This window comes from Variovorax sp. N23 (assembly GCF_025486315.1).
Lineage (GTDB): Bacteria > Pseudomonadota > Gammaproteobacteria > Burkholderiales > Burkholderiaceae_C > Variovorax.
In genome coordinates this window covers 151,757-176,141 of the sequence record NZ_JAOOPY010000003.1, presented here as the reverse complement: position 1 = coordinate 176,141, position 24,385 = coordinate 151,757, and the positions used below count along the sequence as shown (strand labels likewise).

Sequence of the window (24,385 nt, the reverse complement as noted above, 5' to 3'; positions counted from 1 at the left end):
GGCCGGGCTCACCGCCACGCCGCCGTGTGCAGCGTGGCCGACGGATCGCGGCATATTCCCAGCATGAACAGGTCGAGGCTGGTCGGCGGGGCGAGTTGCCGCGCGTGCGGCCACTCGTTGGCGCGCGCCGACAGCATGCCGATGCCGACGGTATGCAGGCACCGTGCCGCGGCCGCCGGCCGCAGGCCCTCGCGCAGTTGGTGCCGCTCGCGGGCGATGGCCATGACCTGGGCGACATGGCGTGCGGCCCGGATCATCGCGCGCTCGATCTGCACCATGGCGTCGGCCGGCAGGTCGGCGCGAAGGCCATGGCAAAGCACGAGCTGGATGGTGCGCCATTGCACCGGGTCCTCCATGCAGCGCGCCAGCTGCAGCGACAACTGCTGGTGCAGCAGCCGCAGTGGCTGCTGATGCGCTTCGTAGCCCGTGATGTCGGACCCGATATCGAGCGGCCACTGCAGCCCGGCGACGACCTCGCTCACCAGGGCCGCCTTGTCCGCGAAATGCCAGTAGACGGCCCCCCGGGTGACGCCGGCCAGCGCCGCGACGTCTTCCAGGGTGGTCGCACGCACGCCGACCTTCGCAAAGACCGAGAGCGCGGCGTCCATCACGCGCGCCCGCGTGAGTCGCGCGTGAGCCCTGGCGGGGCGCGCGGCGGCACGCCTGGCTCTGGTGGTAGCGGCCGGGCTGTTCAAGGCTGGGCCGAGGAGGAAACCGTCGCAACCGGCGTTCCGGTGGTTTCGACCCAGCCACCACCCAGCGTCTTGTAGAAGGTGGCGAGGTTGGTGAAGCGCGACAGCCGCGTGGTGATCAGGTTCTGTTGCGCGGTATAGAGCGAGCGCTGCGAGTCGAGCACGCTGAGGTAGCTGTCGACGCCACGCTGGAAGCGGGCCTGCGACAACCGGTAGCTGTCGTCCGTGGCATCCACCAGCGACTGCTGCGCCTCCAGCTGCCGGCCGAGCGTGCTGCGTTGCGCGAGCGCATCGGAGACCTCGCGGAAGGCCGTCTGGATGGCCTTCTCGTACTGTGCGACGCCGATGTCGCGATCGGCCTTGGCAATGTCCAGATTCGCCTGATTGCTGCCGGCGTCGAAGATCGGCAGCGAGATCTGGGGCGCGAAGCTCCAGGTGCCCGAGCCGGCCTTGAACATGTTCGACAGGCTCGCGCTCGAGGTGCCGGCCGAGGCCGTGAGACTGATGCGCGGATAGAAGGCCGCGCGCGCCGCTCCGATGTTGGCGTTGGCGGCCTTCAGGGTCCGCTCGGCCTCCAGGATGTCCGGGCGGCGCGCCAGCAGTTCGGAAGGCAGCCCCGGTGGGATGCTGGCCAGCGGGCTGGCCGCTGCGGTGGCGATGTCGGGCAGCGCTTGCGGCAGCAGCTCGGCAGGCAGGTCGGCACCGACCAGCAGCACCAGCGCGTTGCGGTCCTGGGCCACCTGCGAGGTGTACTTCTCGACGTCGACGCGCGCGGAATCCACGCTGGTCTGGGCCTGGCGCAGCGTGAGGGCGGACGTCACGCCCATCTCGAAGCTGCGCTGGTTGAGCTTGTAGGTGTCGCTCTGGCTGCCCAGCGTGTCTTTCGCGAGCCGCAGCCGGTCCTGGTCGGCCGCCATCGTGAGGTAGGCGGTCGCGACCTCGGCCACCAGGCTGATCTGCGTGCTGCGGCGCGCCTCGGCGGTGGAGAAGAATTGTTCGAGCGCCTGCGCATTGAGGCTGCGCACGCGGCCGAACAGATCGAGCTCGTAGGAACTGAAGCCCAGCGAGGCGCTGTAGCTGTGCGACACGGTCGTCTGCCCAGTGGTCGACAGGTCGGCCGGGGTTCGGGCGCTGCTGCCGCTGCCGCTGGCCTTGATCGACGGGAACAGCGCTGCGTCCTGCACGCGATAGGTCGCGCGGGCCTTTTCGATGTTGAGCACGGCCACGCGCAGGTCGCGGTTGTTCGCCAGCGACATCTCGATCACGCGCTGCAGCGACGAGTCGGTGAAGACGTTGCGCCAGCCGATCTCGGCCACCGGCGTCGTGGCGGTGCCGCCGGTATCGCCGGAAAAGGTGGTCGGCACCGGTGCGGCCGGCTGCTCGTAAGTCGGCATCAGGCTGCAGCCGGCGAGGAAGACGGCCAGCGTCAGGGGGGCCCATGCGAAGCGGTTCATCTCAGACTCCTTCCGAAGCGGCCGGGGCCGGTTGGCCATGGGGGGCCGCAGCGCCCGGCTCGGCCGGCTTGCGCTTGTTGAACAGGCCCACCACGAGGACGAAGAACAGCGGCACGAAGAAGATCGCGAGGATCGTGCCGGACAGCATGCCGCCGATCACCGCAGTGCCCAGCGCGTGCTGCGCACCGGCGCCGGCACCGCTGCCAAGCACCATGGGCAGCACACCCAGGATGAAGGCGAGCGAGGTCATCAGGATCGGGCGCAGCCGCATGCGAACGGCCGCCAGCGCTGCGGCGACCAGGCTCATGCCCTCTTCGTACAGGTCCTTCGCGAACTCGACGATCAGGATGGCGTTCTTCGACGCCAGCCCGATGGTGGTGAGCAGGCCCACCTGAAAGTACACGTCGTTCATCTTCCAGGTCAGGATCGCGCCGAGCAGCGCGCCGAAGACGCCCAGCGGCACCACCATGATCACGGAGAACGGGATCGCCCAGCTCTCGTAGAGCGCGGCCAGGCACAGGAACACGATCAGGATCGACAGCGCATAGAGGATGCCGGTCTGGCCGCTCGATGCCTTCTCCTGGCGCGACAGGCCGGTCCATTCGTAGCCGATGCCCGGCGGCAGCTTGGCGACCGCGGCCTCGACGATGGCGAGCGCCTCGCCGCTCGATGCCACACCCGGCAGGGCCATGCCCAGGATCTCCACCGACGGCACACCGTTGTAGCGCTCCAGCCGTGGCGAACCCGAACTCCAGCTCGCCTTGGCGAAGGAGGTGAAGGGCACCATGGTGCCGGCGCTGTTGCGCACGTACCAGCGGTCGATGTCCTCCGGCAGCATGCGGTACTTGGCGTCGGCCTGCAGCATCACCTTCTTCACGCGGCCCTTGTCGATGAAGTCGTTGACGTAGCTGCTGCCCCACGCGGCCGAGAAGGTGTCGTTGATGTCGGACATCGACAGGCCCAGCGCGCCAGCCTTGTGCGGGTCGATCTCCAGGCGGAACTCCGGCGTGTCCTCCATGCCGTTGGGGCGCACTGCCACCAGGCGCTTGTCCTTCGACAGTTCGCCCAGCAGCTGGTTGCGGGCCTGCATCAGCGCCGCGTGGCCCAGGTTGGCCTGGTCCTGCAGCATCAGGTCGAAGCCCGTGGCGTTGCCGAGTTCGGCCACGGCCGGCGGGGCGAAGGCGAAGACCTTGGCATCGCGGATCGTCGCGAAGAAGGCGCCGGCCTTGGCCGACACGCCGCTCACGCTCAGCGCGTCGCCCTTGCGTTCGTCCCAGGGTTTGAGCTTGACGAAGGCGAAGCCGGTGTTCTGGCCGCTGCCCGCGAAGCTGAAGCCCGACACCGCGAACACGCCGGCGACCGCGTCCTTCTGGTCTTCCAGGAAGTGGTGCTCCACCTGCAGGATCACGTCATTGGTGCGCGCAGCGGTGGCGCCGGGCGGCGTCTGGATCAGCACGAACAGCGTGCCCTGGTCCTCGTCGGGCAGGAAGCCGACCGGCAGCTTCATGAAGCCGAACACCACGGCCGCCAGCAGCACGGCGTAGACGATCATGTAGCGCCAGCCCTTGCCCAGCATGTGGCGCACGATGCCCTGGTAACGGCTGTTGCCGCGGTCGAAGCTGCGGTTGAACCAGCCGAAGAAGCCGGTGGTCGCCATGGCATGGCCCTTGGCCACCGGCTTGAGCAGCGTGGCGCACAGCGCCGGCGTGAGCACCAGCGCGACCAGCACCGACAGCGTCATGGCCGACACGATGGTGATCGAGAACTGGCGGTAGATCACGCCGGTCGAGCCGCTGAAGAAGGCCATCGGCACGAACACCGCGGCCAGCACCAGGGCCACGCCGACCAGCGCGCCGGTGATCTGGTCCATCGACTTGCGCGTGGCTTCCTTCGGCGAGAGGCCCTCTTCGGTCATCACCCGCTCGACGTTTTCCACCACCACGATGGCATCGTCGACCAGCAGGCCGATGGCCAGCACCATGGCGAACATCGTGAGCGTGTTGATCGAGTAGCCGAAGGCCGATAGCACGCCGAAGGTGCCCAGCAGCACCACCGGCACCGCGATCGTCGGGATCAGCGTGGCGCGGAAGTTCTGCAGGAAGAGGTACATCACCAGGAACACCAGCACCACGGCCTCGATGAGCGTGCGCACCACCTCCTCGATGGAGATGCGCACGAAGGGCGTGGTGTCGTACGGCTTCTGCACCTTCATGCCGGGCGGGAAGAACTTGGCGAGCTCGTCCACGCGGGCGTCGATGGCCTTCACCGTGTCGAGCGCATTGGCGCCGGTGGCGAGCTTGATGGCCAGGCCCGCGGCCGGCTTGCCGTTGTAGCGGCCGACGGTCGAATACGACTCCTGGCCGAGCTCGATGCGCGCGACGTCGCGCAGGCGCACCTGCGAGCCGTCGGTCTGGGTGCGCAGCAGGATCTCCTCGAACTCCTTGGCCGTCTTCAGCCGGGTCTGCGACGTGATGGTCGCGTTGATCTGCTGGTTGCTCGTCGCAGGCAGCCCGCCGAGCTGGCCGGCGGAGACCTGGGCGTTCTGCGCCGAGATGGCGTTCTTGACGTCGATCGGCGTGAGGTTGAAGTTGGCCAGCTTGTCCGGGTCGAGCCAGACACGCATCGCGTACTGCGCGCCGAACAGCGTGGTGTCGCCCACGCCTTCGACGCGGCTGATCGCGTCCTGCACGTTGGCGGCAACGTAGTCCGACAGGTCGGAGCCGTTCATGCTGCCGTCTTCGGACGTGAAGGCCAGCACGTTCAGGAAGTTGGCGGCCGACTTGGTGACCGTCACACCCTGTTGCTGGACCTCTTGCGGCAGCAGCGACGTGGCCAGCGCCAGCTTGTTCTGCACCTGCACCTGTGCGGTGTCGGGGTTGGTACCGTTCTCGAAGGTCAGCGTGATGGTGACCGAGCCGGACGACTCGCTGGTCGAGGCCATGTAGCTCAGCCGGTCCAGCCCCTTCATCTTCTGTTCGATGACCTGGGTGACGGTGTCCTCCAGCGTCTTGGCGGATGCGCCGGGATAGTTCGCGGTGACCGCGATGGCGGGCGGCGCGATGCTCGGGTACTGCGCGATCGGCAGCGTGAAGATCGCGAGAACCCCCGTCAGCATCACGATGATGGCGAGGACCCACGCGAAGATGGGGCGGTCGATGAAGAAGCGTGCCATGACGGTCTTTCGCGCGGGTCAGCTCGACGCTTTGGTGTTGGCGGCCGCGGGTGCCGGTGTGGGCGCCTGTGCCTTGGCCGCACCGTCCGCCGGCTTCGGCGTCCACGGGGTGACCTTCACCTCGACGCCCTGCCGGGCGCTCTGCTGGCCGTCCACCACGAGTTGGTCGCCCGCCTGGAGGCCGCTGCGCACGAGCCACTGGTCGCCCACGGCGCGTTCGGTCTCGAGCATGCGGCGCTGCAGCTTGTTGTCGCTGCCCACCACATAGGCCGTCGGCTTGCCGGCGTTGTCACGCGACACGGCCTGTTGGGGCACCAGCAGGCCCTGCTCCTTCACGCCTTCCTGCAACACGGCGCGCACGTACATGCCGGGCAACAGGTCGGCCTTCGGGTTGGGGAACACCGCGCGCAGCGTGATCGAGCCGGTGTTCTGGTCGACCGTGACGTCGGAGAACTCGAGCTTGCCTTCCAGCGGGTAGGTGCTGCCGTCTTCCAGCGTGAGCTTCACCACGGCAGCGTTGGCGCCCGCCCGCTGCAGGTCGCCGCGGGCCATGGCCTGCTTCAGGCGCAGCAGCGACGCGCTGGGCTGGGTAACGTCCACATAGATCGGGTCGAGCTGCTGGATGGTGGCGAGCGCGGTGGTCTGGTTGGCCGTGACCAGGGCGCCCGGCGTGACGCTCGACTTGCCGATGCGGCCGGAGATGGGCGCGTCGACGCGGGCGTAGGCCAGGTTGATGCGGCTCGTCTCGACGTTCGCCTTGGCGGAAGCCACGTCGGCCTCGCCCTGGCCGAGCGAGGCCGCCGCATCGTCGTAATCCTGCTGGCTGACGGCCTGGATGGCAACCAGTTCCTTATAGCGGTCCGCCTTCAGCCGCGTGGTCTTCAGGCTGGCCTGCGACTTGGCCAGTGCAGCGACATTGCTGTCGTAGGTCGCCTTGTACGTGGCCGGATCGATCTGGTAGAGCGCCTCGCCCGCCTTCACGTCGCTGCCCTCGCGGAACTTGCGCGCCTTGACGATCCCGTTGACCTGCGGGCGCACGTCGGCGATCAGGAACGGCACGGTGCGCCCGGGCAGCTCGGTGCTCAGCGCCACCCGCTGCGGCTGCACCGTCAGGACGCCGACGACCGGTGTGCCCGCCGCCGGCGGGGCGCCGCCCGGCGGCTTGCCGCAGGCGGTCACGAGGAACGCGGCCGTCAACGCCGCGGTGAAGGTGGAGCAATAGGTGGCGACAGGGCGCATCGGATTCTTCCCGGAAAAGTCGGAACTCATGGGCGGCTTTAACAAACCGTACTGTACGGTAATTTACTTTGACTCGGGAGAATGAGCAAGCAATAATGAACACTCTGGTGCAGAAATATCGACGAAGGGAGACACGATGAGAGTCAAGACCGAGGCCAAGCGGGAGGCGATCCTGGAGGCCGCATCGAAGGTGTTCCTGGAACTCGGCTTCGAGGGCGCGTCCATGGCCGAGATCGCCGCCCGTGTCGGCGGGTCCAAGGCAACCCTCTACAGCTACTTCCCGTCCAAGGAAGAGCTTTTCATCGAGGTCACGCTCAGTGCGGCGAAGTGCCACCTGGAGCCCGTGTTCAGCGCATTGGCTCAGACCAGCGAGGACTTGCGACATGTGCTGCAGCGCTTCGGCGAGCGCACGCTCGCCTTTCTGTGCACCGATGCGGTCGTTCAGGCGCGGCGCGCCGTCATTGCCGAGTCCGGGCGCAGCGACATCGGGCTTCGCTTCTACGAGAACGGGCCCAAGAAGGGCATGGAAGAACTTGCCCGCTTCCTGGCCCTGCAGATGGCGCAGGGGCGGCTGCGGCCTACCGACCCGGCCGTCGCGGCACAGCATCTCATGGCGCTGCTGGATTCCGAGACGGTGACGCCCCGGCTGTTGGGCATCCCCTCCAAGTGCTCGAAGGTGCAGCTGAAACACGCGGTCGAGCGGGCCCTCGACGTCTTTCTCGTCGGCTATGCATCCCGCGACGCCGGCGCGGCCGCGCCCTGAGCGGCCGGCCCCGCGGGGGCGTCATGCTGCGGCCGCCCCGGAGGCAAGCCGGGCACGAAGCCCGGCGATCTCCGTCTCCAGGGTGCTCAGTCTTTCACGCAGCGGCAGAACCGCCTCGGTCACCTCCTGCTGTGTGAAGCGAGGCGTGATGTGCTGCGGACAGTTCCAGTCGAAGGCCTCCAGCCGCACCCGGAAGATGCGTTCGAGCCTGGCCTTGTAGCCCGGCACCGTGACGCGTTGCGCGAGTGCCGCGTCGGCGTCCGGCGCGACGGCTTCGACGTGCGCGTAGATCTTCAGGCGCGCACGGCCGGCGTAGTCCATCAGGAACAGGCAGGCGCGATCGTCGGCCGCCAGGTTGCCCGTGCTGATGTACTGGCGATTGCCGCGGTAGTCGGCGAAGGCCAGCGTCCGGTCGTCGACCACCTTCAGGAAGCCGCGCGGCCCCCCGCGGTGCTGGACGTAGGGCCACCCCGTTTCCGACACCGTGGCCATGTAGAAGCTGTCGCGCTCGGCGATGAACGCGGCCTCGTTGTCGGTGAAGCGGTCGAATTCGCGGTGCCCCTCGAAGTCCTGCCACAGATGATCGGCACCCATCGCCGCCTGCGCCGCCCGCACGCTGGGCGTCGATGCGATGTTCATGAAACCGTAGGACATGGAAGCCTCCAATCGAAGAGTGGGCCTGATCATGGACTCTTCCATGCAGATGGATAATCCACTGAATTTGGAGAATTTCCTCTCGAAAACTGGAAGGATGACCCATGGACCGCCTGGAGGCCATGTCGATGCTGGTGTCGGTGACCGAAACCGGCAGCCTCTCCGCTGCGGCGCGTGGGCTGCAGGTGCCGCTGGCGACGCTGAGCCGCAAGATTTCCGATCTCGAAGCACGGCTCGGGGCACGTCTGCTGATCCGCACGACGCGCAAGCTCACGTTGACCGATGCCGGCGTGGCCTATGTGGCCTCGGCCCGCCGCATCCTCGAACAGGTCGAGGAGGCGGAGCGCACCGCCGCGGGCGAGTTCACCGAACCCCGGGGCGAACTGGTGCTGACCGCGCCGATCATGTTCGGTCGGCTGCATGTGCTGCCCGTCGTGGCGCAATTCCTGGCGGCGTTCCCCGAGATCAACGTCCGGCTCGCCCTGGCCGACCGCAACGTGAACCTGGTCGACGACCACATCGACATGGCCGTGCGGATCGGCAAGCTTGCGGACAGCGCGATGGTCGCCACCGCCATCGGCGTGATGCGGTGGGTGACCTGCGCCAGTCCGGCGCTGCTGGCCGCCGAAGGCGTGCCCCGCGAGCCCGCCGACCTGGCCCGCTACCCTTGCGTGGCGGTCGACGCGCCCCTGCCCGCGCCCTACTGGCGCTTCCGCCAACCGCGTTCGGGCGCGGCCATCGATGTCCAAGTCCGGCAGCGCCTGACCGTGACGACGCCAGAGGCTGCGGCAGAGGCGGCGAGCCTCTCGGTGGGCGTGACGCGCCTGTTGCACTACCAGGCCGCCGATGCCATCGGGCGGGGCAGGCTTCAGATCATCCTGGCGCCCTACGAGCCGGAACCCGCACCCGTCCACCTCGTGCATGTCTCGCGCGGGCAGATGCCGCTGAAGATGCGCCGCTTCATCGATTTCGCGGCGCCTCGGCTGAGGCAGGCGATCACGCCCGCCCCGCTCCCCTCGCCGAGTGCCGGCGTCAGTCCGCCTCGATCTTCGCCGCCTTGACGACCGCGGCCCAGTCCTCGGACTCCTTCTTCACCTTCGCATCGAGCTGCGCCGGCGTCTGGTAGTCGGCCGTGGCGCCCTGCTCCTCGGCCTTCTTCTGGAAGGCCGGCGTCGCCAGCACCTTGGCGATTTCCGCGGAGAGCTTGTCGACGATGGGCTTGGGCGTCTTCGCCGGCGCGTAGATGGCGAACCAGGAGGTGGCGTCGAGCCTGGGCAGGCCTGCTTCGGCCGTGGTCGGCACATCGGGCAGGCTGGGCAGCCGGGCCTTGCCGGTGGTCGCGAGCACCCGCAGCTTGCCGCTGTGGATGTGGGGAATGAAGGGCGGCGCGGTGCCGAAGGTGATGTCGACCTGGCCGGCCAGCAGGTCCTGCAACGCCGGCCCGGTGCCCTTGTACGGGATGTGCGTCATGCGGATGCCGGCCTGCTGCTCGAGCATGGCGCCGGTCGCGTGCTGGAGCGAGCCGTTGCCCGACGACGCGTAGTTCACCTTGCCGGGGTTGGCCTTGGCGTAGGCGATGAACTCGGCCATGGTCTTGTACGGCAGGTCGGCCCGCACCACCACGATCTGCGGCGCGGAGATGACGTTGGCCACGGCCGTCAGGTCCTGCGGGCCCCACTGCGGCGTCTGCTTGCTCACCAGCGGCGTGATGACGTGGTAGCCCGAGTACTGCATGAGCAGCGTGTGGCCGTCGGGCTCCGCGCGCTTGACCGCGATGGCCGCGATGGCGCCGTTGCCGCCGCCGCGGTTGTCCACCACCACCGTCTGGCCGAGCGCGGCCCCGAGCGGCACGCCGAGCATGCGCGCCGAGATGTCGGTGGTGCCGCCGGCCGCGGTGGGCACGATCAGCGTGACGGGCCGGCTGGGGTAGTTGGCCGCACCCGGCTGGGCCGAGACGGCGGTGCTGGCTGCGGCCAGCAGGGCCGCGACGGCGACGAGGGTGTGGCGGCGGGAACGAGTGATCGATGGCATGTGAGGAAGGTCTCCGTGGTGTTGGTATGGGGTCGAAGAAGTGACGGTGGCGATCAGCCGCGCGCCAGGGCGCGGTCGCGCCAGCTCGCGAAATCGGGCGGCGGCGCATGCAGGTCGAGCCGGCGGCCGGCCTTGGCGATCTGGCTGGGGATGTCGTGGCCGATCAGCGCGGGCAGACGGTGTGCGGCCTGCAACAGCACGGGCAGGTCGCAGCCGGTGTCGTAGTCCATGAGTTCGAGCGCATGCACGATCTCTTCGGTGCACACGTTGCCGCTGGCGCCGGGCGCGTAGGGGCAGCCGCCCAGGCCGCCGAGCGAGGCGTCGAAGCGGTCCGCCCCGGCATCGATGGACGCCAGCACATTGGCCAGGCCCATGCCGCGCGTGTTGTGGAAATGCAGGGTCAGCTCGGTGCCCGCGAAGCGTTCGCGAAAGCCGCGCGTCAGGGCCGCGACCTGGGTCGGAAAGGCCATGCCGGTGGTGTCGCACAGCGTGATGCCGCGGGCGCCGAGCGCGACGAAGCGCGCCGCCCAGTCGAGCACCACCTCGGCCGGCACGTCGCCCTCCATCGGGCAGCCGAAGGCGCACGACAGCGACACGTTGACGGCCACCTGCGCCTGCTGCGCCAGCGCCACCACGGCCGACAGCGCGGCGAAGGACTGCTCGCGCGTCATGCGCAGGTTGGCCAGGTTGTGCGTCTCGCTGCACGACATCACCAGGTTCAGCTCGTCGGCCCGCGCCTCGATGGCGCGCTCGGCGCCGCGCAGGTTGGGCACGAGGCAGGTGTAGACGATGCCCGGCGCGCGGCGGATCTCGCGCAGCACGATCTCGGCGTCGCGCAGCGCGGGGATGGCCTGCGGCGACACGAAGGACGTCACCTCGATCTTCGCCAGGCCCGCGGTGGAGAGCAGGTCGACCAGCGCGATCTTGTCGGCCGTGGGCACGAAGGCCTGTTCCATCTGCAACCCGTCGCGCGGGCCGACGTCCTGCAGGTGGATGCGGCGGCGGGCGCCCTGCCAGACCGTGGATTCCAGAGTGCTTGAGGTGCTCATGCCACGATGCCTTTCTCGCGCAGGACCGCGATCTGCGTGTCGGTGAGGCCGGCTTCGCGCAGCACCGCATCGGTGTCGTCGCCCAGCCGCGGCGCCGAAGACCGGATGCTGCCCGGCGTGCCCGAGAGCTTGGGCACGATGCCCGGCACGTCCAGCGTGTGGCCGTCGCGCGTGCGCTGCGGCAGGATCATGTCGCGCGCCCGGTAGTGCGGGTCCTCGTGGATGTCCTTCGCGGTGTAGACCTTGCCGGCCGGCACCCGGGCCGCGCCCAGCACGTCCAGCACCTCGGCCATGGGCCGCGAGCGCGTCCAGTCGCCGATGGCGGCATCGAGTTCGTCCACCCGGGCCACGCGGCCGGCATTGCTCTGCAGGTCGGGCGCGCTCGCCAGGTCCGGCCGGCCGATGGTCTCCATCAGGCGGCGGAAGATGCTGTCGCCGTTGCCCGCGACAAGCACGTAGCCGTCGGTGCAGGCGTAGGCATTGCTGGGCGCGATCCCCGGCAGCGCGCTGCCGGCGGCGTCGCGCACCGCACCGAAGGCACTGTACTCGGGGATCAGGCTCTCCATCACGTTGAACACCGCCTCGTGCAGCGCCACGTCGATCACCTGGCCCTGGCCGCCATTGACCTTGCGGTGGTAGAGCGCGGCGAGCACGCCGATGGCGCCGTGCAGCGCGGCCAGCGTGTCGCCGATGGACACGCCCACGCGCACCGGCACCCGGCCGGGCTCGCCGGTGAGGTGGCGCAGCCCGCCCATGGCCTCGCCGATGGCACCGAAGCCCGGCAGGTCGCGGTAGGGGCCGGTCTGGCCGTAGCCCGAGATGCGCAGCATCACGAGGCCGGGGTTGCGCTGGCGCAGTTCGTCCCACCCCAGGCCCCAGCCTTCGAGCGTGCCGGGGCGGAAGTTCTCGATCAGCACGTCGGCTTCGGCGATGAGCGTGCGCGCGATCTCCTGGCCTTCGGCGCTGCGCAGGTCCAGCGCGATGCTGCGCTTGTTGCGCGACTGCACCTGCCACCAGACGGAGGTGCCGTCCTGCAGCAGCCGCCAGTTGCGCAGCGGGTCACCGCTACCCGGTGCCTCGATCTTGATCACGTCGGCACCGAATTCGCCGAGCGTCTTGCCGCAGAAGGGGCCGGCGATGAGCTGGCCCATCTCGATGATGCGGACACCGGCGAGCGCGCCGGTGGAGGCCGTGGGGGCGGGAGGGGAAATCACGGTGTTGTCTCTCGAAGGGGCGCGTGGGGTCGCATGATGGTCATGCGCCACGAAACTGCAAAGCGCTCATCGACGAATGCACCATCGCAATACGCGATGATGGGCGGCTCATGAAGCTCGATCCGATATCCCTGCGCCTGTTCGTCGCGGTCATGGAGACCGGCACCATCGCCGCCGCGGCCGCACGCGAGCACATCGCCACGGCCGCGGCCAGCCGGCGCATCAGCGAACTGGAAGGCGCGCTGTCCGCCGTGCTGTTCGCGCGCAGCAACAAGGGGACCGAGCCGACCGCCGCGGCCTATGCGCTGCTGGGGCTGGCGCGCGGCGTGCTCAACGGCCTGGACGACATCGCCGCGCAGATGCAGGGCTACGCCGACGGCGTGCGCGGCCAGGTGCGCGTGTCGGCCAACATCTCGGCCATCACGCAGTTTCTGCCCGGCGAGCTGCGCGCCTTCATGGACCGCTACCCGCGGCTGCAGGTGCATCTGCAGGAACGCATCAGCACCGCCGTGGCGCGCGAGGTGGCCGAGAACGTCGCCGACATCGGCATCCTGAACGCCGGCCACTACGGCGACGAGCGCCTCACGCTGCTGCCCTACCGCGAAGACGAGCTGGTGATCGTGGTGCCCAGGGCGCACCCGCTGGCACGCGGCCGCATCGCGCTGCGCGATGCCCTGGCCTACGACTTCGTCGGCATGCACCCGGGCAGCGCGATCAACAACCGCATCACGCAGGCCACCGCCGAGATGGGCCTGACGCTGAAGACGCGCATGCAGGTGACCGGCTACGACGCGCTGTGCCTGATGGTCGCCCACGGCATGGGCTTCGGCGTGATGCCGCGCGGCAGCGCAGGCCTGTACCTGCGCGCCCTGTCCCTGGTGGCCGTGAAGCTCGACGAGCCCTGGGCGCGGCGCGACCTGGTGCTGTGCGTGCGCCAGGGCAGCGAGCTGCTGCCGGCGACACGCCTGCTGGTCGAGCACCTGCAGCAGCACCCGGCCGCCGGGCGAAGCCGCCCGTGACGGCACGGCGCGTCGGGATCGAGGCGGCCTACGCCCGAGAGGCCACCGGCCCGGGCAGGCGCTGCAGCGCCGCCGTCATCGAGGCCGCGGCGAACGCGGGCAGGTCCGGGAGGTCGGTCCAGCGGAAGGCATCCACCTCCGGCGTCATCGCGCCGGTGATGCGATGCGGGAAGAAGCTCTCGCAGCGGCAGGCCCGGATGTCGCAGGTGCGGGTCTGAAGGCGGACGCGGAACAGGTGCAGGTCCTTCCTCGCGGTGTAGGGGACGCGCCCGATCTCCTCGAGCGCCGCGGGGTCCAGCACCAGACCGGTTTCTTCACGCACCTCGCGCACGGCCGCGTCGCGCGGCGACTCGCCGGGCTCGGCGCCCCCCTTGGGGATGTCCCAGTGCCGCTGCCCGGTGGCATGCGCCAGCAGCAGCTGGTCGTGCTCGTTGAGGATCAGCACACCGCAGGAGACCTTCTTCATGCGCCGACTCTGCGCCTTCCGACCTCACGCGGCAACCCGGCCACCCGCGGCCTTGAAACTCGGCGCGTCCTACAGCACGCGCCGCCGGCCGCCGACAGGTCGCAGGCGTCCTGGGAGCGACGCTATCGCTGTCGTCAACAAAGAGGAGCCCTCGCGTGAATTCCATCATCTATATCGTCGGTCTGGTCGTGGTCGTGGTCGCCGTCCTGTCCTTCTTCGGACTGCGCTGAACACCCTTCTTCCCGATCGGCGCCGCGCCGATCCGAACGGGGCCGCTTGCGGCCCCGTTGGCCGTTGAGCCGCCTCGCGGTCGCCGACCGGCCCGGCCGAATGGCGCGGCATAATTTCCCGCCCGCCGGTGCGCCGCATCGGTGCAGCCGACACAAGGGAAGCCGTTGAACATCGCCCCGCGCCCGTCCGCCCTCTCTGGCGCGGTGGTCACCGAAGCCATCCGGCTCATCGAAGAAGCCGGCCCCCTGGACGACGCGGCCGCCATGCGCGAAGCCGCCGCCACCCGCACCACCCTGGCCACCCGCGTCGGCCGCCGCGCCGCGCTGCTCGCCCAGCGCCTCCGGCTCGACGAGGAACTCGCACGCATGCGCCGCGGGGCGCCCTGGGTCGGCCTGGGCCTGGTCCTGCTGATCGGGGTGGCCGGGCTGGCCCTGGCCGGCAGCGTGGTGGGCGGCAGCGATCGGCGCATCAACATCATGGCGGCACTGCTCAGTCTGCTGGGCGCGCACCTGCTCACGCTCGCGGCCTGGCTGCTGGGCCTGCTGCTGCCGCTGCGGGCACCGCGCGCCTCCTTCGGCTGGCTGTGGATGACGCTGACGGCCCGCGTCGCCGGCGGCCGCCACGGCCAGGCGCCGGTGCTGCTGCGCGCCGCGACGCGACTGCTGCAGCAGGCCCGCCTGCTGCCCTGGGCGCTGGGGCTGGCCAGCCACGGCATCTGGGCGCTGTCCTTCGTCGTGGTGCTGGGCGCGATGCTGTTCGCCCTGGCCTTCCACCGCTACACGCTGAGCTGGGAAACCACCATCCTCGAGCCGCAGTTCTTCCTGCAGGCGGTGCAGGCGCTGGGCCGCATCCCGGCCTGGTTCGGCTTCGCGACGCCGGACGCGAGTGCGGTGCTCACGCCGCAGCCCAACGATGTCGCGGGGCAACGCGCCTGGGCGCTGTGGCTCACCGGCTGCGTCGCCGTCTATGGGCTGCTGCCCCGGGTGCTGCTCCTGATGCTGAGCGCCGCGATATGGCGCTTGCGCCAGCGCGATCTGCAGCCCGCGCTCGACGCGCCCTACTACCGCCGGCTCGCCTCGCGCTTCGAGGCGCTGGCGCCGGCCGCGATCGTCGACGCCGACCCCGGCGCCACGCACTGGCCAACGCCACCGCCTGCCACCGACACCACGGACGCGCTGATCGTGGCGGCCTACGAGCTGCCGCCCGGGCACCCCTGGCCGCCGGCGGGCCTGCCCGACACGGCCGCCGCCGTGCTGCGCGTCGACGGCAGCGCCGCCGACCGCCGCACGCTGCTCGACACCGCCGCCCGGCTGCGCCCGCGCGCCCTGCTGCTGGTCTGCCGCGCCGCCGCCAGCCCCGACCGCGGCACCGAGCGGCTGCTGCGCGAACTGCTGGCGCACTGCGGCGACTGCCGGCTCTGGCTGGTGCCCGACATCGACACTCCCGCACCGTCGAACGACCCCGCTGTGGCCCGCTGGCGGCGCTGGCTGGCCGACAGCGGCCTCGCCCGCATCACGGCGCACGACATGCTGGCCGACGCGCTGGCAGGATGGTGAACATGGAAGACCAGCCCCTGCGCATCGCCGTGGTCGGCCACACCAACGCGGGCAAGACCTCGCTGCTGCGCACGCTCGCGCGCCGCGCCGATTTCGGCGAGGTGTCCGACCGGCCCGGCACCACGCGCCATGTCGAGCGCATCGAGCTCGCAGTGCGCGACCGCGCCGCGGTGCACTTCTTCGACACGCCCGGCCTGGAAGACGCGGTGAGCCTGCGCGAGCACATCGATCGCACCGCCGATGCCGCCACACCGCCCGAGCGCATCCGCCAGTTCCTGCGGGGGCCGGAAGCACACGGCGTCTTCGAGCAGGAGGCCAAGGTGCTGCGCGCCCTGCTCGACGTCGACGCCGCCTTCCTGGTGATCGACGCGCGCGAGCCGGTGCTGCCCAAGTACCGCGACGAGATCGAGCTGCTGCGCTCCTGCGCCCGGCCGGTGCTGCCGGTGCTCAACTTCGTGCGCGACCCGGCCAGCCGCGAAGCGGCCTGGAAGGAACTGCTGGCCGCCTACGGCATGCACGCCGTGGTGCGCTTCGACGCGGCCGCGCCCTTCGTCGGCGCCGAGCGCGACCTGTACCAGGACCTGATCACGCTGCTGCGCGATCGGCGCCCCCAACTGGAGGCGGTGGTCGAGTCGCTGGCGCGCGAAGCGGCCGAGCGCCGCGATGCGGCCGCTTCTCGCATCGCCGAACTGCTGGTCGACGTGGCCGCCCTGCGCCGCCAGGTGGCCGCCGCCGACTTCGAGGACGAGGCCCGCCGCGCCCCGCAGGTCGCCCAATTGCAGCAGACGGTCTTCGACAAGGCGCAGCGCTGCGCGTCCGACCTGCTCACGCTCTACCGCTTCCGCGACGGCGACGCCGCCGAGGCGCCGCTGCCGCTGCTCGAGGGCCGCTGGTCGATGGATTTCTTCAGCCCCGAAGCCATGAAGGACGCCGGCCTGCGCCTGGGCAAGGGCGCTGCCGTCGGCGCGGCCGTGGGCGTGGTGGCCGACCTGGCCGCGGGCGGGCTGTCGCTCGGCGCCGGCGCGGCGCTCGGGGGCGTGATCGGCGGTGCCATCTCGCAGGGCCTCGGCCCGCTCGGGCGCAAGCTCTTCAACACGCTGCGCGACGTGCACGAGCTGAGCGTCGACGACGGCGTGCTCTTCGTGCTGGCCGACTGGCAACGGGCCCTGGTGCGCGCCCTCGAGCGGCGCGGCCATGCCGCCACGTCGCGCATCCAGGTCGAGCCCCCACGCGGCGCCGGCCACACCCAAGCGCTGAGCGCCGCAGTGCGTGCGACGGCGCCGGCGCGGAGCCACCCCGAATGGGCCCGCCCGCCGGGCCGCCAACGGATGGACGACACGCCCCAGCGCCGGCAGGTGGTGGCCGAGGCGGCGCGCCACATCGCGCGCAGCATCGGCACGGACCCTTGACCCCCGCGCGATGCCCCGCCGTCCCACGCATCCGCCACCGACTGCGGCATGATGGGGCCAGCGCCCCGCGGGTAGCGCGCCGCCTCGCTCCTCTCTCGCCATGAACATCACCAGCGATGCCTTCCTGTCCAGCGTCATGGACCTGCTGGTCGACACCATCTGCGTCGTGAACGTGGAGGGGCGCTTCGTCTTCGTGAGCGCGGCCTGCCAACAGACCTTCGGCTATACACCGGCCGAAATGATCGGCCAGCCGATGATCGACTTCGTCCACCCGGACGACCGCGCGCGCACCCTGGCCCGCGTCGACAACATCTACGCCGGGACGCAGAAGCCGCATTTCGAGAACCGCTACGTGCGCAAGGACGGCCGCACGGTGCACATCATGTGGTCGGCGCGCTGGTCGCCCGAGGCCGGCGTGCGGGTGGCCGTGGCGCGGGACGTGACCGAGCGCAAGCGCGCCGAATCGATGCAGGCGGCGCTCTACGCCGTGTCCGAGGCGGCGCATACCGCCGAAAACCTGCTGGCGCTGTTCCGCCATGTCCACCAGATCGTCGGCGGGCTGCTGCCGGCCGTGAACTTCTTCGTCGCGCTCTACGACAAGGCCAAGGACGAGCTGTCCTTCCCCTACTACGTCGACGCCGAGCACGAGGCGCCCGCCCCGCGCCCGCTCGATTCGGGCACGCTGAGCGCCGAGGTGATCCGCAGCGGCCAGGCGATGCTGCTGCGCGCCGACACCGCGCCGAACCTGCCGCCGCGCGTGAAGCTCGACGTCGGCCGCAACTCGCTCGACTGGCTCGGCGTTCCGCTGCAGACGCAGCAGGGCCCGATCGGCGTGCTGGTGGTGCAGAGCTACACCGGCGACGTGCGCTACACCGAACACGACATGGAGCTGCTGCAGTTCGTCTCGACCCAGGTGGCGACCGCCATCGAGCGCAAGCAGATGGAGACGCGGCTGCGCCACATCGCGCGCCACGACCCGCTCACCGACCTGCCCAACCGCGCCCTGCTGCACGAGCGCATCGAGGCCGCGCTGCAGCACGCGCGCGCCGAACACCGCCGGCTGGCCCTGCTGTACGTCGACCTCGACATGTTCAAGGAGGTCAACGACCGTTTCGGCCACGCGGCAGGCGACCTGCTGCTGCAGGAAACCGCCGTGCGCCTGCACAGCGGCGTGGCGCAGGCCGGCATGGTCGGGCGCATCGGCGGCGACGAATTCCTGGTGCTGCTCGACAGCGACTGCACGGTCGAACGGTCCCTGGCGATCGCGGAGTCCCTGCGCTCGCGCCTGTGCCAGCCCTTCGCGCTGGCCGACACCGTGGTCAGCGTGTCGCCCAGCATCGGCATCGCGCTCTATCCGGAACACGGCGACGACTACAAGCAGCTCATCCGCGACGCCGACGAGGCCCTGTACGCGGCCAAGAAGTCGGGCGGCAACCGCGTGCGGCTCGCCGACGGCCCGGCCGCACCGGATTGAACCTACACGGCGCGACCGCCAATTGCGCTAAGGTGCGTCGCAACGCAGCGCTCGAATGCGCGCTTTTCCCGATCTCCTTCCGAAGGACACCCCCATGTCTTCTTCCCCCTCCCAGGCCCCCCAGGCCGCCCCGGTCCGCAAGCATTTCTCGATGCTTCGCGGCTTCCACCTGGCGGACGTCTTCACGCTCGGCAACGCGGCCTGCGGCGTCGGTGCCGTCTTCCTGGCGATGGCCTACATGGCGAGCCAGTCGCTCGCGCAGTTCCTGTGGGCGGCCGCGCTCGCGCCCGCGGCCTTCATCTTCGACGTGTTCGACGGGCGCATCGCGCGCTGGCGCCAGACCCATTCGGCCCTCGGCCGCGAACTCGACTCGCTGGCCGACGTGATCTCCTTCGGCGTGGCGCCGGCGGCGCTGGCCTTCGCGGCGGGCCTGAACGGCGGCTGGGACTGCGCCGTGCTCATCTATTTCGTCGGCTGCGGCGTGAGCCGCCTCGCGCGCTACAACGTCACGGCCGAGACGCTCTCCGAAGGCGCCGACAAGGTGAAGTACTTCGAGGGCACCCCCATCCCCACCAGCGTGGTGCTGGTCGGCGTGCTGGCCTGGGCCGCCTGGCAGGGCCGCGTGGGCGACGCGGTGTGGGGCGGGGCCTGGGTGGCCGGGCCGTGGACGCTGCACCCGCTGGTGCTGCTGTTCGCGCTGTCGGGCACACTGATGATCAGCAAGACGCTGCGCATCCCGAAGCTGTAGTCGACCGACCGCCGCCTGACCCTGCCATCCATCCGACACCGTTCACGCTTAACCTCCGGCCCATGAGCACCACACCGCACTTCACCCATCAGCACCCGGCTGGTTTCGATACGCTGGTGCGGCTGGCCGCCGCCGAACCGATCGCGCCCGAGGTCGACCACTTCTACTTCCTGCGCCACGGCCAGACCGGGCGCAACGCCTCGCGCATCTTCCAGGCGGTCGACGAGCCGCTGAGCGAGTTGGGCATGCAGCAGGCCGCGCGCGCAGCCGAGCGGCTGGCCGGCGAGCCGATCCGCACCATCGTCGCCAGCGACTCGCGCCGTGCCTTCGACACCGCCAGCACCGTGGCCGAGCAGCTGCGCATCGTGCCGATGCCGCGCGAAGACCTGCGCGAGCGGCACTTCGGCGCACTCATCGGCACCTCGTCGGTCGACCTCGACTGGGCCTGCGCGCCCGAAGGCGGCGAGACGCTGCAGCAGTTCATCGACCGCAAGCGCGTCGCCCTGACCTTCGCCCTCGCCCAGCCGGCGCCGGTGCTGGTGGTGGCGCACGGCGGCACGCTGTATGTGCTGACCGCGCTGCTGGGCGTGTCGATCGAGCCGGCGGTGCTCGGCAATGCGCAGCCATTGCGTTTCAGCCGCGTCGGCACCACATGGCGCATAGACCCTTTACTGGCACGCACGAACGAGGCCGCGTCGCTGGCCTGATGAGGTGACCCACCCCCGAAGCGGCGCACTTCGTGTCGCCGCCTCCCCCTCAAGGGGGCGATACCAGCAGCCCGGCAAAGCCGGTTCTGCGGTATCCCTGGTATCAGGCTTCGCCCAATCGGACGGCGGCTGGTCACGGTGGCGAATGGGGTATTGAACAGGATCGAAACTGAGATGGACTTCAAGGATTACTACAAGGTGCTCGGCGTCGAGCGCACCGCGTCGGACGACGAGGTGCGCAAGGCCTACCGCAAGCTCGCACGCAAATACCACCCCGACGTCAGCAAGGAAGCCGACGCCGAGCTGAAGATGCGCGACATCAACGAGGCGAACGACGTGCTGCGCGACAAGGAGAAGCGCGCGGCCTACGACGCGCTGGCCGACCGCGTGGCGCGCGGCGGCAGCCCCGAGGGCGACTTCCGGCCGCCACCGGGCTGGGACGAAGGCTTCGAATTCCACCGCGGCCCGGCTTCGGGCCCGGCCGACCACGCCGAGTTCAGCGACTTCTTCTCCTCGCTGTTCGGCGCGGCCGAGCGACGCAGCGCGACGCGCCAGAACCGCCGTGCACGCGGCGAAGACCACCACGCGGCCATCGAGATCTCGCTGGAAGACGCGCTCAACGGCGCCGAGCGCGAGATCACGCTGCGCGGCATCGAGACCGGTGCCGACGGCCAGCCCGAACTCAAGACCCGTACGCTGAGCGTGAAGATCCCCCCCGGCATGCACCCGGGCCAGTACATCCGGCTCGCCAAGCAAGGCATGCCCGGCCACGGCGGCGAGCCGGCGGGCGACCTGTACCTGGAGGTGCGGATCGCGCCGCACCCGCGCTACCGCATCGAGGGGCGCGACCTGTACATGACGCTGCCGGTCACGCCCAGCGAAGCCGCGCTCGGCGCGCAGGTCGAGGTGCCCACGCCCACCGGCGGCACGGTCGAACTCACCGTGCCGGCCAAGGCGCGCAATGGCCTCAAGCTGCGGCTCAAGGGCCGCGGCCTGGGCGGCAAGCCGCCCGGCGACCTGTACCTGCTGCTGGAGATCGTGCTGCCGCCGGCCGACAGCGACGCCGCGCGCCAGGCCTACGAACAGCTGGCCGCCGCCAGCACCGCCTTCAACCCCCGCCGTCACCTGGGAGCGCGATGACCATGGCCGCTGTTTCCGTCACCACCACGGCGCTGGGCCTGGCCCATCCGCTGGCCGCGCACGAACTGGCGCACGCCTGCGGCGCCGAGCTCGAATGGGTCGTCCAACTGGTCGAGGTCGGCATCGTCGAACTGTCCGCGCCGTCGACGCGGCCCGACGAATGGCGCTTCCAGAGCGCCGACCTGCAGCAGGCGCTGGCCGCCCGCCGGCTGGAGCGCGACTTCGGCGTCGGGCTGGACGCCGCCGCGCTGATCCTCGACCTGCAGCGCGAGGTGCGGCACCTGAGGGCCGTGCTGCACGCCCAGGGCCTCTCGCCGGGGCGGTGAGCGGCTTGCCGCACACGCGGCACGGCCGATCGGCGTGGGTGACACGGGCTGCCGCCCTACGTGTCGGCCTTGCCACGACGACTACAAAGGTTCACTAGATTCACATGCTGGAGAACCCCAATGGCCACGCGCACCGCTACCCAACCCCAATCCCTGAGCGACACCCAGAAGCAGCAACCCAGCGAGGTCGCGCCCGACCTTGACCAACGCAGCCACGAGACGCAGAAGTTCGGCGAGATCGTCAAGCTGCCGAATGGCCTGGCGGAGAAGGTCTGCAAGGACAGCGTCGCGCTATTGAACCAGTGCCTGGCGGACACCATCACGCTGCGCGACATGTACAAGAAGCACCACTGGCAGGTGGTCGGCCCGACCTTCAACCAGCTGCACCTGATGTACGACCAGCATTTCGAGGCCCAGGTGCTGATCGTCGACATCCTGGCCGAGCGCATCCAGCTGCTCGGCGGCATCGCCCTGGCCATGGCGGCGGACATCGCCGAGACCACCAAGATCAAGCGCCCGCCGCGCGGCCGCGAACCGGCGGCGGTGCAGATCCGTCGTCTGGCCGAGGCGCACGAGCACATCATCATCGAAGCACGCAAGGCGGCCAAGGCCGTCGACGAGGCGGGCGACGACGGCAGCAACGACGTGTTCGTCAGCAACGTGCTGCGCACGAACGAACTGCAGGTGTGGTTCCTCACCGAACACCTCGTCGCCGCTTCGCCGGTGAGCGCCTGACCGTCTCCCGATCACCGGTCGATGCGCTGTCCATGTCCGGCGACCACACCCCTGCCCAGAAGCAGCGACGCGACGTGGTGGTCATCGGCGCCGGATCGGGCGGCCTGACCGCCGTGTGCAAGCTGCTGGGCGACCTGCCCCGCACCTTCGACGCCGCCATCCTGCTGGCGCTGGACGCGGGTTCGCAACCGGCGTCCAGCGTGCTGCAGATCCTGCGCGGCTACTCCCACATTCCCGTCATCTACGCCGCCGACGGCGTGATGGTGCGCCGAGGCCGCGTGGTGGTCGCGCCGGCGCGTCAGCACATGGTCGTCGTGCCCCCCGAGATCATCTCGCTGGAATACGAGCGCTCGTTCTCCGAGGGCGGCCCCTCCGTCAACCGTCTTTTCGAAACGGCCGCTGCAGCGTTCGGACGGCGGGTGATCGGCATCGTGCTGAGTGGCGCGTCGCACGACGGCGCCGCCGGGCTCACGCGCATCGAGGCGGCCGGCGGACTTGGCGTGGTCCAGGAGCCCAGGGAGGCGGCCGAGAGCGGCATGCCCGCCCGTGCGCTCCGGTTGGACCACCCGGACTACTGCTGCACGCTGGAGCAGATGGCCCCGCTGCTCGTCAAACTGGTCGACGGCGAGTTGCCGGCCTTCGCATCCATACAACCCGGCGAAAACAAATAGCCCGCGGCCTGGGTAGGCCTCCGGTGAGGCAGGCATCCGATCTTTTTTACCATCCATGTGGATGGTGGTAGGATGGCAAATGGCTTCCGATCCTGCATCATCCCCCGTCAAACTCCCCGAGTCCGAGAAGATCACGATCAACCTCGGCTACGTCGACCTCGGCCACATCGACCTGCTGGTGGCCGAGCGCTTCTATGCGAACCGGACGGACTTCATCCGCACCGCCATCCGTGGGCAGTTGGCCGTCCACACCGACGCGCTGCGGCAGGCCGCTTCCAGAAAGATGCTGGTGCTGGGGTTGCAGCAGTTTTCGGCGAAAGACCTGGAAGCGGCGCGTGCCGCGAACCAGCGCCTCGACATCCGTGTGCTCGGGCTGGCCGTGATCGGCAGGGACGTCTCGCCCGAACTGGCTGCGGCCACCATCGAATCCATCACCGTGCTCGGCGCTCTGCACGCCAGCGCCTCCGTCAAGGACGCCCTGGCCGGGCGCATCCATTGATCCTCCCATCGAAAGACCTCTTGAACGATTTTCTCCACCGCATGAGCAACGCCGCCCAGCAGACCCGGCTCGGGCAACTGATGGACGCCACGAGGGCGATCCAGCGCGCGCTGCACGACCAGGCCGCGCAGGGCCAGGACATCGCCGAGGCGGCGAGCCCCGCCCCCGTCGCATGGCTGACGCCCCCCGCACCGCCCACGGTCGAGCGCGCCGCGCGCGGCGCCGAGCGGTGGCTCGACGGCAGCGCCAGCCATCGGGGACGCACCCTGGCCTACAAGCTCTACGTCCCGCCACACGTCAGCGACTGCGGCACGGCGCAGCGCCCTCTGATCGTCATGCTCCACGGCTGCACGCAGGGCGCCGCGGATTTCGCTGCCGGCACGAACATGAACGCGCTCGCGCGCCAGGCCGGCGCGCTGGTGCTCTACCCCGAGCAGACCCAGCATGCCAATGCGCAGCGGTGCTGGAACTGGTTCAAGCCGCAGCACCAGGAGCGCGGCAGGGGCGAGCCGGAAGCGCTGGCGATGCTCATTCGATCGATCGTGGCCGAACACGAGGTCGATGGTTCCAGGATCTACGTGGCGGGGCTGTCGGCCGGCGGTGCCATGGCCGACATCCTGGGGCGCTGCTACCCCGACCTGGTCGCCGCCGTGGGCGTGCATTCGGGCCTGCCCAGCGGGGCGGCCAGCGACCTCGGCTCTGCGCTGTCCGTGATGCGCCAGGGCGCTGCGCCCCGCGCGGACAGCGGCGCCACGGCCCCGGTCCCGCCGACGATCGTCTTCCATGGCGACGCCGACGCCACGGTCCATGTGCGCAATGCGACGGCCATCGTCGAGGCGGTGCGGGCGGCACACCGCGACCCGTCGGGCACGCTGCCCGAGGCGAACGCCTCCGAGGGAAGCGCTCCCGCGGGCCGGCGATACACCCGCACGGTCTACACCGACGGCGACGGCGGCGCGAGGGCCGAATACTGGCGGCTGCACGGCGCGGGCCACGCCTGGTCGGGCGGCAGCGCGCAGGGCAGCTACACCGACCCCACGGGCGTGGATGCGAGTGCGGAGATGCTGCGCTTCTTCCTCGCGCATCCGCTCCGCACCGTCGTCGACGCGTAGCCTTGCAGCGCTCGGGCGGGCCGA

23 protein-coding genes are annotated in these 24,385 nt (G+C 70.1%); 14 read left to right on the top strand and 9 right to left on the bottom strand.

The features are described from left to right. Nucleotides 1-8: 8 nt before the first annotated feature. The 4 genes from N8A90_RS06025 to N8A90_RS06010 all read right to left on the bottom strand — a co-directional run bounded on the left by N8A90_RS06025 (nt 9) and on the right by N8A90_RS06010 (nt 6,557). Entirely contained in the window at nt 9-608 is a 600-nt protein-coding gene (locus tag N8A90_RS06025) for a TetR/AcrR family transcriptional regulator (protein WP_262073767.1), read from the bottom strand. An 83-nt stretch (nt 609-691) separates the two neighbouring features. Next, on the bottom strand, nt 692-2,146 hold the full coding sequence (gene adeC / locus N8A90_RS06020) for an AdeC/AdeK/OprM family multidrug efflux complex outer membrane factor (protein ID WP_262073766.1): 1,455 nt from the start codon (nt 2,144-2,146) through the stop codon (nt 692-694). 1 nt (nt 2,147) lies between these two features. Continuing rightward, nucleotides 2,148-5,318 (bottom strand): efflux RND transporter permease subunit, encoded by a 3,171-nt coding sequence (locus N8A90_RS06015; RefSeq protein WP_262073765.1) that lies wholly within the window; start codon nt 5,316-5,318, stop codon nt 2,148-2,150. Between the two features lie 18 nt (nt 5,319-5,336). Continuing rightward, complete coding sequence (locus tag N8A90_RS06010) at nt 5,337-6,557, bottom strand: efflux RND transporter periplasmic adaptor subunit (RefSeq protein ID WP_262073764.1); 1,221 nt, start codon at nt 6,555-6,557, stop codon at nt 5,337-5,339. A 136-nt stretch (nt 6,558-6,693) separates the two neighbouring features. Here N8A90_RS06010 and N8A90_RS06005 point away from each other — a divergent pair, with 136 nt between their 5' ends. Beyond that, complete coding sequence (locus N8A90_RS06005) at nt 6,694-7,320, top strand: TetR/AcrR family transcriptional regulator (RefSeq protein ID WP_262073763.1); 627 nt, start codon at nt 6,694-6,696, stop codon at nt 7,318-7,320. A 21-nt stretch (nt 7,321-7,341) separates the two neighbouring features. Here the strand turns inward: N8A90_RS06005 and N8A90_RS06000 are convergent, their stop codons facing one another. Then, nucleotides 7,342-7,974: a pyridoxamine 5'-phosphate oxidase family protein gene (locus N8A90_RS06000; RefSeq protein ID WP_262073762.1), complete on the bottom strand. Its 633-nt coding sequence runs from the start codon at nt 7,972-7,974 to the stop codon at nt 7,342-7,344. A 104-nt stretch (nt 7,975-8,078) separates the two neighbouring features. Here N8A90_RS06000 and N8A90_RS05995 point away from each other — a divergent pair, with 104 nt between their 5' ends. Beyond that, on the top strand, nt 8,079-9,035 hold the full coding sequence (locus N8A90_RS05995; RefSeq protein WP_262073761.1) for a LysR family transcriptional regulator: 957 nt from the start codon (nt 8,079-8,081) through the stop codon (nt 9,033-9,035). Here N8A90_RS05995 and N8A90_RS05990 read toward each other — a convergent pair. Genes N8A90_RS05990 through N8A90_RS05980 form a run of 3 tightly spaced genes read right to left on the bottom strand, consistent with a single transcriptional unit; the run spans nt 9,007 to nt 12,268 of the window. Continuing rightward, nucleotides 9,007-10,005 carry a Bug family tripartite tricarboxylate transporter substrate binding protein gene (locus N8A90_RS05990; RefSeq protein ID WP_262073760.1) on the bottom strand — a complete coding sequence of 333 codons (999 nt, stop codon included), beginning with the start codon at nt 10,003-10,005 and terminating at the stop codon, nt 9,007-9,009. The genes N8A90_RS05995 and N8A90_RS05990 overlap by 29 nt on opposite strands. Nucleotides 10,006-10,058: 53 nt before the next feature. Beyond that, nucleotides 10,059-11,054, bottom strand: a complete 996-nt coding sequence (locus tag N8A90_RS05985) for a hydroxymethylglutaryl-CoA lyase (protein ID WP_262073759.1) — start codon at nt 11,052-11,054, stop codon at nt 10,059-10,061. Next, nucleotides 11,051-12,268, bottom strand: a complete 1,218-nt coding sequence (locus tag N8A90_RS05980; protein ID WP_262073758.1) for a CaiB/BaiF CoA transferase family protein — start codon at nt 12,266-12,268, stop codon at nt 11,051-11,053. Before N8A90_RS05980 ends, N8A90_RS05985 begins: the two co-directional genes overlap by 4 nt. Nucleotides 12,269-12,378: 110 nt before the next feature. Between N8A90_RS05980 and N8A90_RS05975 the strand changes: the two genes are divergently transcribed. After that, complete coding sequence (locus tag N8A90_RS05975; RefSeq protein WP_262073757.1) at nt 12,379-13,287, top strand: LysR family transcriptional regulator; 909 nt, start codon at nt 12,379-12,381, stop codon at nt 13,285-13,287. 28 nt (nt 13,288-13,315) lie between these two features. On the opposite strand, the gene N8A90_RS05970 is transcribed toward N8A90_RS05975, so the two are convergent. Then, a complete protein-coding gene (locus N8A90_RS05970; protein WP_262073756.1) occupies nt 13,316-13,753 on the bottom strand; it encodes an NUDIX hydrolase in 438 nt (145 codons plus the stop codon). A 395-nt stretch (nt 13,754-14,148) separates the two neighbouring features. On the opposite strand from N8A90_RS05970, the gene N8A90_RS05965 reads away from it, so the two are divergent. The 11 genes from N8A90_RS05965 to N8A90_RS05915 all read left to right on the top strand — a co-directional run bounded on the left by N8A90_RS05965 (nt 14,149) and on the right by N8A90_RS05915 (nt 24,361). Then, nucleotides 14,149-15,540: a DUF2868 domain-containing protein gene (locus N8A90_RS05965; protein WP_262073755.1), complete on the top strand. Its 1,392-nt coding sequence runs from the start codon at nt 14,149-14,151 to the stop codon at nt 15,538-15,540. A 2-nt stretch (nt 15,541-15,542) separates the two neighbouring features. Continuing rightward, entirely contained in the window at nt 15,543-16,949 is a 1,407-nt protein-coding gene (locus tag N8A90_RS05960) for a GTPase/DUF3482 domain-containing protein (RefSeq protein WP_262073754.1), read from the top strand. A 100-nt stretch (nt 16,950-17,049) separates the two neighbouring features. Then, nucleotides 17,050-18,423, top strand: a complete 1,374-nt coding sequence (locus N8A90_RS05955; protein ID WP_262073753.1) for a GGDEF domain-containing protein — start codon at nt 17,050-17,052, stop codon at nt 18,421-18,423. A gap of 94 nt (nt 18,424-18,517) precedes the next feature. Continuing rightward, nucleotides 18,518-19,171 carry a CDP-alcohol phosphatidyltransferase family protein gene (locus N8A90_RS05950; protein WP_262073752.1) on the top strand — a complete coding sequence of 218 codons (654 nt, stop codon included), beginning with the start codon at nt 18,518-18,520 and terminating at the stop codon, nt 19,169-19,171. A 62-nt stretch (nt 19,172-19,233) separates the two neighbouring features. Continuing rightward, complete coding sequence (locus N8A90_RS05945) at nt 19,234-19,878, top strand: histidine phosphatase family protein (RefSeq protein ID WP_262073751.1); 645 nt, start codon at nt 19,234-19,236, stop codon at nt 19,876-19,878. A 174-nt stretch (nt 19,879-20,052) separates the two neighbouring features. Continuing rightward, nucleotides 20,053-21,018 (top strand): DnaJ C-terminal domain-containing protein, encoded by a 966-nt coding sequence (locus N8A90_RS05940; RefSeq protein ID WP_262073750.1) that lies wholly within the window; start codon nt 20,053-20,055, stop codon nt 21,016-21,018. Nucleotides 21,019-21,020: 2 nt separating this feature from the next. Further along, nucleotides 21,021-21,344 (top strand): chaperone modulator CbpM, encoded by a 324-nt coding sequence (locus N8A90_RS05935; RefSeq protein WP_262073749.1) that lies wholly within the window; start codon nt 21,021-21,023, stop codon nt 21,342-21,344. 120 nt (nt 21,345-21,464) lie between these two features. Next, nucleotides 21,465-22,079, top strand: coding sequence for a Dps family protein (locus N8A90_RS05930; RefSeq protein WP_262073748.1), 615 nt, complete (start codon nt 21,465-21,467; stop codon nt 22,077-22,079). A 32-nt stretch (nt 22,080-22,111) separates the two neighbouring features. Then, nucleotides 22,112-22,750 carry a chemotaxis protein CheB gene (locus N8A90_RS05925; protein WP_262073747.1) on the top strand — a complete coding sequence of 213 codons (639 nt, stop codon included), beginning with the start codon at nt 22,112-22,114 and terminating at the stop codon, nt 22,748-22,750. Nucleotides 22,751-22,829: 79 nt separating this feature from the next. Continuing rightward, entirely contained in the window at nt 22,830-23,249 is a 420-nt protein-coding gene (locus N8A90_RS05920; RefSeq protein WP_262073746.1) for a CopG family transcriptional regulator, read from the top strand. A gap of 20 nt (nt 23,250-23,269) precedes the next feature. Then, complete coding sequence (locus N8A90_RS05915) at nt 23,270-24,361, top strand: PHB depolymerase family esterase (RefSeq protein WP_316044002.1); 1,092 nt, start codon at nt 23,270-23,272, stop codon at nt 24,359-24,361. The last annotated feature ends 24 nt before the right edge of the window (nt 24,362-24,385 follow it).

What these genes read in the sequence shown, in the direction of transcription:
- N8A90_RS06025 (WP_262073767.1), bottom strand. Translation starts at nt 608, where the DNA reads ATGGACGCCGCGCTCTCGGTCTTTGCGAAGGTCGGCGTGCGTGCGACC.
- adeC (WP_262073766.1), bottom strand. Translation starts at nt 2,146, where the DNA reads ATGAACCGCTTCGCATGGGCCCCCCTGACGCTGGCCGTCTTCCTCGCC.
- N8A90_RS06015 (WP_262073765.1), bottom strand. Translation starts at nt 5,318, where the DNA reads ATGGCACGCTTCTTCATCGACCGCCCCATCTTCGCGTGGGTCCTCGCC.
- N8A90_RS06010 (WP_262073764.1), bottom strand. Translation starts at nt 6,557, where the DNA reads ATGCGCCCTGTCGCCACCTATTGCTCCACCTTCACCGCGGCGTTGACG.
- N8A90_RS06005 (WP_262073763.1), top strand. Translation starts at nt 6,694, where the DNA reads ATGAGAGTCAAGACCGAGGCCAAGCGGGAGGCGATCCTGGAGGCCGCA.
- N8A90_RS06000 (WP_262073762.1), bottom strand. Translation starts at nt 7,974, where the DNA reads ATGTCCTACGGTTTCATGAACATCGCATCGACGCCCAGCGTGCGGGCG.
- N8A90_RS05995 (WP_262073761.1), top strand. Translation starts at nt 8,079, where the DNA reads ATGGACCGCCTGGAGGCCATGTCGATGCTGGTGTCGGTGACCGAAACC.
- N8A90_RS05990 (WP_262073760.1), bottom strand. Translation starts at nt 10,005, where the DNA reads ATGCCATCGATCACTCGTTCCCGCCGCCACACCCTCGTCGCCGTCGCG.
- N8A90_RS05985 (WP_262073759.1), bottom strand. Translation starts at nt 11,054, where the DNA reads ATGAGCACCTCAAGCACTCTGGAATCCACGGTCTGGCAGGGCGCCCGC.
- N8A90_RS05975 (WP_262073757.1), top strand. Translation starts at nt 12,379, where the DNA reads ATGAAGCTCGATCCGATATCCCTGCGCCTGTTCGTCGCGGTCATGGAG.
- N8A90_RS05970 (WP_262073756.1), bottom strand. Translation starts at nt 13,753, where the DNA reads ATGAAGAAGGTCTCCTGCGGTGTGCTGATCCTCAACGAGCACGACCAG.
- N8A90_RS05960 (WP_262073754.1), top strand. Translation starts at nt 15,543, where the DNA reads ATGGAAGACCAGCCCCTGCGCATCGCCGTGGTCGGCCACACCAACGCG.
- N8A90_RS05955 (WP_262073753.1), top strand. Translation starts at nt 17,050, where the DNA reads ATGAACATCACCAGCGATGCCTTCCTGTCCAGCGTCATGGACCTGCTG.
- N8A90_RS05950 (WP_262073752.1), top strand. Translation starts at nt 18,518, where the DNA reads ATGTCTTCTTCCCCCTCCCAGGCCCCCCAGGCCGCCCCGGTCCGCAAG.
- N8A90_RS05945 (WP_262073751.1), top strand. Translation starts at nt 19,234, where the DNA reads ATGAGCACCACACCGCACTTCACCCATCAGCACCCGGCTGGTTTCGAT.
- N8A90_RS05940 (WP_262073750.1), top strand. Translation starts at nt 20,053, where the DNA reads ATGGACTTCAAGGATTACTACAAGGTGCTCGGCGTCGAGCGCACCGCG.
- N8A90_RS05935 (WP_262073749.1), top strand. Translation starts at nt 21,021, where the DNA reads ATGGCCGCTGTTTCCGTCACCACCACGGCGCTGGGCCTGGCCCATCCG.
- N8A90_RS05930 (WP_262073748.1), top strand. Translation starts at nt 21,465, where the DNA reads ATGGCCACGCGCACCGCTACCCAACCCCAATCCCTGAGCGACACCCAG.
- N8A90_RS05925 (WP_262073747.1), top strand. Translation starts at nt 22,112, where the DNA reads ATGTCCGGCGACCACACCCCTGCCCAGAAGCAGCGACGCGACGTGGTG.
- N8A90_RS05920 (WP_262073746.1), top strand. Translation starts at nt 22,830, where the DNA reads ATGGCTTCCGATCCTGCATCATCCCCCGTCAAACTCCCCGAGTCCGAG.